This window comes from Aeromonas salmonicida subsp. salmonicida, from assembly GCF_001643305.1.
Classification (GTDB): Bacteria; Pseudomonadota; Gammaproteobacteria; order Enterobacterales; family Aeromonadaceae; genus Aeromonas; species Aeromonas salmonicida.
Genome location: NZ_LSGW01000103.1, coordinates 66,712 through 73,246, shown reverse-complemented (window position 1 = coordinate 73,246; position 6,535 = coordinate 66,712). Strand labels below are relative to the sequence as shown.

At 58.3% G+C, this 6,535-nt stretch carries 6 protein-coding genes; 2 read left to right on the top strand and 4 right to left on the bottom strand.

The annotated features are described in order from the left end of the window. Nucleotides 1–234: hypothetical protein (locus AXW79_RS23480; protein WP_211271115.1), on the top strand; the 234-nt coding region annotated here is incomplete at its 5' end. A gap of 156 nt (nucleotides 235–390) precedes the next feature. Here the strand turns inward: AXW79_RS23480 and hemG are convergent. The 4 genes from hemG to pepQ are packed head-to-tail and all read right to left on the bottom strand — an operon-like array spanning nucleotide 391 to nucleotide 4,356. Beyond that, nucleotides 391–915, bottom strand: a complete 525-nt coding sequence (hemG, locus tag AXW79_RS19935; RefSeq protein ID WP_005320546.1) for a menaquinone-dependent protoporphyrinogen IX dehydrogenase — start codon at nucleotides 913–915, stop codon at nucleotides 391–393. A gap of 7 nt (nucleotides 916–922) precedes the next feature. After that, nucleotides 923–2,380: a TrkH family potassium uptake protein gene (locus AXW79_RS19930; protein ID WP_005320548.1), complete on the bottom strand. Its 1,458-nt coding sequence runs from the start codon at nucleotides 2,378–2,380 to the stop codon at nucleotides 923–925. A gap of 36 nt (nucleotides 2,381–2,416) precedes the next feature. Further along, nucleotides 2,417–3,034, bottom strand: coding sequence for a YigZ family protein (locus AXW79_RS19925; RefSeq protein WP_005320551.1), 618 nt, complete (start codon nucleotides 3,032–3,034; stop codon nucleotides 2,417–2,419). Next, complete coding sequence (gene pepQ, locus AXW79_RS19920; protein ID WP_011899239.1) at nucleotides 3,034–4,356, bottom strand: Xaa-Pro dipeptidase; 1,323 nt, start codon at nucleotides 4,354–4,356, stop codon at nucleotides 3,034–3,036. The genes AXW79_RS19925 and pepQ overlap by 1 nt, the downstream gene beginning before the upstream one ends. 190 nt (nucleotides 4,357–4,546) lie before the next feature. Between pepQ and AXW79_RS19915 the strand changes: the two genes are divergently transcribed. Then, entirely contained in the window at nucleotides 4,547–6,484 is a 1,938-nt protein-coding gene (locus AXW79_RS19915; protein WP_005320555.1) for an acetoacetate--CoA ligase, read from the top strand. The last annotated feature ends 51 nt before the right edge of the window (nucleotides 6,485–6,535 follow it).

Below are 6,535 nucleotides of genomic sequence, written 5' to 3'. Positions count from 1 at the left end.
TTGGTCACTTCACCAGACATTGAAAATCAACAAAATTGTTTGATGTTCGATGCTGTGAGTGCCCACACAGATTGCTTGATTCAAATTGTTAAAGAGCGTCACGCTTGTCGCGTTGAGGAGGCGCATATTACGCTCCTCACTTCGAAAGTCAAGCGGTTGTTTTCGCTTTTCTTTCGGCGCCGGCTTCGCAAGGAAGCTGGCTCATCAGTTCGGCGTGTTCCGCCGTACTGGTAGGGGCGCATTATAGGGAGCCGCGCCGGGATGACAAGAGCAAAACCGCAAAAAATGGCACTTTCTGCGGTTTTGCGGTTCAACCGTTGTTTTATTAAACAAAAGCCCCGCATCAACGGGGCTCCTTCGGGCAATAAACCCTGTATTCACATCAGGTTGCTATCTTTTTGACCAGAATTCCCGGGCGAAACTGCGCACCTTTTCCCAATCGGTAAATTCGAGATCCTTGCTGGTATCCGTGCTACCACCTGTCATCTTCATGATCAGCTGAATGATACGGGTCTGCCACCAGTTATAACGGGAATACTGAAGCGCACCGGCAAACACTCCCAGGGTCTTGGGTTTCCAGGGAGAGAGGCGCAGGAACTTCTTCATATAGGCATTGGTCTGCGGCGTTTGTTTCTCCGGCTTGCGCGCGGTCAGATTGACGCAGAAGAAGGCAGCGTTGGCCACCTCCAGCTGCTCCTGATGAGCGTGGATAAAGCTGAGCAAGCTGGGATGAAAATTACCATAACGAATAGATGCGCCGATCAGCACCTTCTTGTACTTGCTGAGGTTGCACATGGGCAGGGTATGCAGATCATGCATCACCACCTCGCATCCCGGCATCTCCTCCAGCATGACATCTATGATTTTGCGGGTTTGGCCGTCCCGAGAGGAATAAAGCACCAGAATCTTGTCCATAACAACCTCAACTACGCCAGAATGCGGGGGTAAACAGTACCAGAAGCGTGAAAATTTCCAATCGACCAAACAACATGGCCAGGATCAGTATCCATTTTGCTGCGGCGCTGGTACCGGCAAAGTTGGAGGCCACATCCCCCAGACCCGGTCCCACGTTGGTCAACGTCGCCGCCACAGCAGAGAAAGCGGTCACCTCATTCATCCCGGTGGCGATCAGTGCCAACATGAACAGCACAAACAGAATAATGTAAGTGGCGAAGAAACCCCATACTGCCTCGACGATGCGGTCCGACACAGCCTTGCGGCCCAGCTTGAGGGTATAGACGGCGCGCGGATGCACCAGCCGCTTCAACTCCCGCACCCCCTGCATGAACAGGATCATGAAGCGCATCACCTTGATGCCCCCTCCAGTACTGCCGGCGCAGCAACCAATAAAGGAAGAGAACATCAGCATCATGGGCAGGATAGAGGGCCAATCCGCATAACTGGTGGTGCTGTAACCCGTGGTAGTGCCGAGCGATACCGATTGAAACAGGGCGTGGTTGAGGGTCTCCTGCCAATGTTCATAGTGGTTGTGATGCAGCAGCACGGCCGCGCAGAACAAAAACAGGAACAGCTGGATACCGAGGAACACTTTTACTTCAGGATCGCGCAGATAGCTCAGCAGACGCACCGGCGTATGGGTAAACACCATGAAATGCAGACCGAAGTTGATGCTGCCGATCAGCAGGAAGCACACTGTGATGAGGTTTATCGCCGGACTATTGAAAAAACCTATGCTGGCCTCGTGGGTGGAGAAACCGCCGATGGAGAGGCTGGAGAAAGAGTGGCAGATGGCGTCGAACAGCGACATCCCCGCCAGCCAGTAAGCAAGAGCGCAGAGCATGGTCAGCAAGAGATAGATGAACCAGAGCGCCTTGGCAGTCTCGGCAATGCGTGGCGTCACCTTGGTATCCTTGACCGGCCCCGGGATCTCGGCACGGTAAAGCTGCATGCCACCGATGCCGAGCAGCGGCAAGATGGCGACCGCCAGCACTATGATCCCCATCCCCCCCAGCCACTGCAGCAACTGACGATAGAACAGGAAGGCCTTGGGCAGGTTATCCAGCCCGGTCAGCACGGTTGCTCCCGTGGTGGTCAGGCCGGAGAAAGATTCGAAAAAGGCCTCCGAGACCGACATACCGGGGACGTCGCCGATAATGAAGGGGACTGCGCCCACACTGCCCAGCACAGTCCAGAACAAGACGACGATGAGGAAACCCTCTTTCGATCTGAGTTCCTTCTTGTGATGGCGGTTGGGGAACCAGAGCAGCACGCCAAGCAGAAGCGCGATAAAAAAGGAGCTGACGAACTCGGCACCACCACCATCCCGATAACCAAACGCAACCATGGCGGGCAACAACATGGTCGAGCTGAACAGCGCAACCAGCAGGCCAACGATGCGAATAATGCTCAGAATGTGCATTCCGGCTCCCTCTTCAGGCTAAAAGAGCGATGGATTCTAGCCATCTAAGGAGCGAAGGGATACCCGTCCATGGGTTCGGTCGGTCAATTCCCGATCAACCTGGGCCCAAACAGAGGATTCCCACGCGACCTGCAAAGTGACGCGAGCACCATAATCGGCATCCAGTACCTGACCGTGATGGCTGCTGAGCAGCGCCTCTACCGCGCCCATGTCGGTGTAATCACACTGGATGAGAGAAGGGGTTTGCTGATGCCTGATCTGAGTCTCGAGTCGCTTGAGGGCTGCGCCGACGCCACCACCATAGGCCTTGACCAGACCGCCGGTACCCATTAGCACGCCACCGTAGTAGCGCACCACAACGGCGGCTATCTCACCCAGTCCGGATCCCATCAGCTGGGCCAACATAGGCTTGCCAGCAGTCCCCGAAGGCTCACCATCATCGCTGAAGCCGTAAACCTGACTATCTTGCGGCGCCCCGGCAACAAAAGCCCAGCAGTGATGCCGGGCCCCGGGGTGCAACTGCTTTATCTCGTTTACCCAGACCTTGGCCGCCTCGACCGTCGGTGTATGGGCAATAAACGTGATGAAGCGGCTCTTCTTGATCTCTTCACTCAGCTCCAGCGGCGCGGCAGGGATGGAATAGCCAGCCGCCATCAGAGACCCGCTTGTCTCGTCATATTCTCCACCCCGTTGGCATGCAGCACTATGTTGTCCTCAATGCGGATGCCGCCGAACGGACGCAGCGCTTCCACCTTGTTCCAGTTGACCCGTTTGCCCTGCTCACTCTGACGCAGTGGCTCCAGCAGACTGTCGATGAAGTAGAGACCCGGCTCTATGGTGAACACCTGGCCCACCTCCATCACCCGGGTGCAACGCAGGTAGGGGAACTGTTCGGGGGCAGACAGGTGCGTACCGCGCTCATCCTGCATGAAACCGCCCGCGTCGTGGACTTGCAGGCCAAGGAAGTGACCCAGGCCGTGGGGGAAGAAGACATTGGTCACGCCGGTGTGGATCATCTCATCCACTGACATGTCCACCAGCTCCACGGACTGCAGCAGTCGCGCCAGCTTGTGGTGCATCTGCAGATGCAGCTCGCTGTAACGCCGCCCCGGCTTGATCTCCTCGATAATCTCCTGCTGTTGTGAGTCCAGCGTCGCAATCAGATCGGCAAACTCGCCCCTGCGCCAGGCCCAGGTACGGGTAATGTCGGAGGCATAACCGTGAAAGTCCACCCCTGCATCGATAAGGAAGGAGTAACGTTCCGCATCCGACACCCGCAAGGCAGACAAGTGGGTGTAGTGGAGGATGGCTGCATTGCGGTTGATGGCAACGATATTGCCGTAAGGCGCGTCATTGGCCCCTTGGCCAACGGCTTTCATATAAGCCAGGTTGATCTCGAACTCGCTCGCCCCCGCCATGAAGGAGTCCTTGGCCGCAATGTGGCCACGCACACCGATGCGATTCGCTTCGCGCAGGCACTCCAGCTCGTAGGGGGTCTTGTAGGCGCGGTGATAGTGCAGATAGTTGAGCACGGCTTCCGGGTTGGGCTGACCCAGCCCCAGCAGCTCGGCCACTTCCAGATGGCCGCCCAGATAAGCCCACTCCTGCTTGCTGGCAGGCAGGTGATCGGCGATCTGCTCCGGCCTCGTCAGGAAGCGGATGTCGAAGAAGTCGACCCAGAAGGCATTGGGCAGCTCTGCCACCTTGTGCCAGAAATCCACCGGCCGGTAGAACAGCAACACCGGCTTGCTCACACCATCCACCAGCAACCAGCAGTGGGGATTGTCCAGTACCGGCAACCAGGCCTTGAAGTGCGGATTCACCTTGAAGGGGTAATCCTGGTCATGGAGGAAGATGCGGTGAGTCTGGCCGGAGTGGATGGCCAGGCCGCTGAGCCCCTGCTGTTGCAGTATGTCGCGGGTGCGATGCTGCAAGGTATCTAGGTGCTGGGCAAAAAGTTGGCTGTAGCTGCTCATGGCGTCCTGCTCCGGGAGAAATGTGATTTCAGCATAACATCAAGCGAATCAAGGCTCGAACCGTCAAGCTATCGCTTCGTGAGGTAACGCATACGTTACAAAGCTTTTGTTATGAAACAAAAACCAACCATTAACAAATAAAAAACAATTCAATACACTGCCGGTAGATACATGCAGTCAGGGACTACTCATGCACAATCTTTGCCTGTGGCAACCGGATCAGGACAGGATTCAACAATCCAATCTCCAGCAGTTTATGGGCGAGGTCAACCGCTTCCACGGCCTGCAACTGCACAGCTATGCCCAGCTCTATCAGTGGTCGGTGGAAAAGACCACTCGCTTCTGGCCTCTGGTGTGGCAGCACTGTGGCGTCAAGGGCGAGCTCGGCGACATAGTGGCAGAGAACCGCCAGGATATGCAGCGCACCCGCTGGTTCCCCGATAGCCGACTCAACTTCGCCGAAAACCTGCTGCGCCGCCAGGATGAGAGTCCGGCCATTATCTCCCGCATCGAAGGCAGCCCAAGCCGCACCCTGAGCTGGCGTGAACTGGCGGATCAGGTGGCCAGGCTGGCCCAGTGGCTGCGCAGCCAGGGCATAGGCAGTGGCGACGTGGTGGCGGCCTACCTGCCCAATATCCCGGAAACCGTGGTGGCCATGCTGGCAACCACCAGCCTGGGCGCTATCTGGACCTCCACCAGCCCCGACTTTGGCGAGGCCAGCGTGGTGGAGCGCTTCGGCCAGACCCGGCCGCGGGTGCTGTTTGCGGTAGACGGCTACCGCTACAACGGCAAGGCCATCGACATTCAGGACAAAGTGGCGGGCGTGGTCGGCCAGATCGACAGCATAGAGCAGACTGTGCTGATCCCCCTGCTCGGCAATCCCCTGCGGCTTGGTCACGACTGGCAGCACGTGCTGGCCAGCCAGCCGGATGCCGTCCTTCGCTTCGAGCCCATGGGCTTCAACGATCCGCTCTACATCCTCTATTCGTCCGGCACCACTGGCAAGCCCAAGTGCATAGTGCACGGCATAGGTGGCACCCTGCTGCAACATCTGAAAGAGCACCAGCTGCACTGCGACATCAAGCCGGGGGAGCGGGTGTTCTACTTCACCACCTGCGGCTGGATGATGTGGAACTGGCTGGTGAGCGCGCTCGCCTCCGGCGCGACTCTGGTGCTCTATGATGGCTCCCCCTTCTATCCGGACGGCAATGTGCTGTGGGATCTCGCTCGCGATGAGCAGGTTACCCTGTTCGGCACCTCGGCCAAGTACCTGGATGCCCTGCACAAGCAGGGCTATGCCCCCATCAAGACCCACGAGTTGCCGCAGCTGAGGCTCATCTGCAGCACGGGCTCCGTGCTGTCGCCGGAGGGGTTTGACTATGTCTATCAGGGGATCAAACAGGATGTGCAGCTCAGCTCCATCTCCGGCGGCACCGACATCTGCTCCTGCTTCGTCATCGGCAATCCCATCAGCCCCGTCTATCGCGGCGAGAGCCAGGGACGCGGGCTTGGCCTCGCGGTGCAGGTGTTCAACGAGGCGGGCCAGCCGGTGCAGGGCGAGAAGGGGGAACTGGTCTGCACCAAGCCCTTCCCGGCCCAACCCATCGGCTTTTGGGGTGACGAGAGCGGGGACAAGTACCACGCCGCCTACTTCGAGCGATTCGACAACATCTGGTGCCATGGCGACTGGATCGAGCTGACCGACACCGGCGGCATCCTCTTCTACGGCCGCTCCGATGCCACTCTCAATCCGGGGGGCGTGCGCATCGGCACCAGCGAGATATACCGCTACGTGGAGCAGTTGGACGAGGTGGAAGAGAGCATCGTCATCGGCCAGCAGTGGCAGCAGGACGAGCGGGTGGTGTTGTTCGTCAAGCTCAAGCCCGGCCTCAAGCTGGACGATCCCCTGCGCGAGCGCATCCGCCAGCAAGTGAGGCAGCACTGCACGGCCCGCCACGTACCCGCCCGTATCCTGCAGGTGGATGCGATCCCCCGCACCAAATCCGGCAAGATAGTGGAGCTGGCAGTGCGGGAAGTGGTGCACAACAGACCCGTCAACAACACCCATGCCCTCGCCGATCCCGAGGTGCTGAGCCAGTATCGCGACCGGCCCGAACTGGCCTGTTGATACAAAACTCATATCCATTGGAGGCGCCGCAAGGCGCCTCTCTTTTGCCCG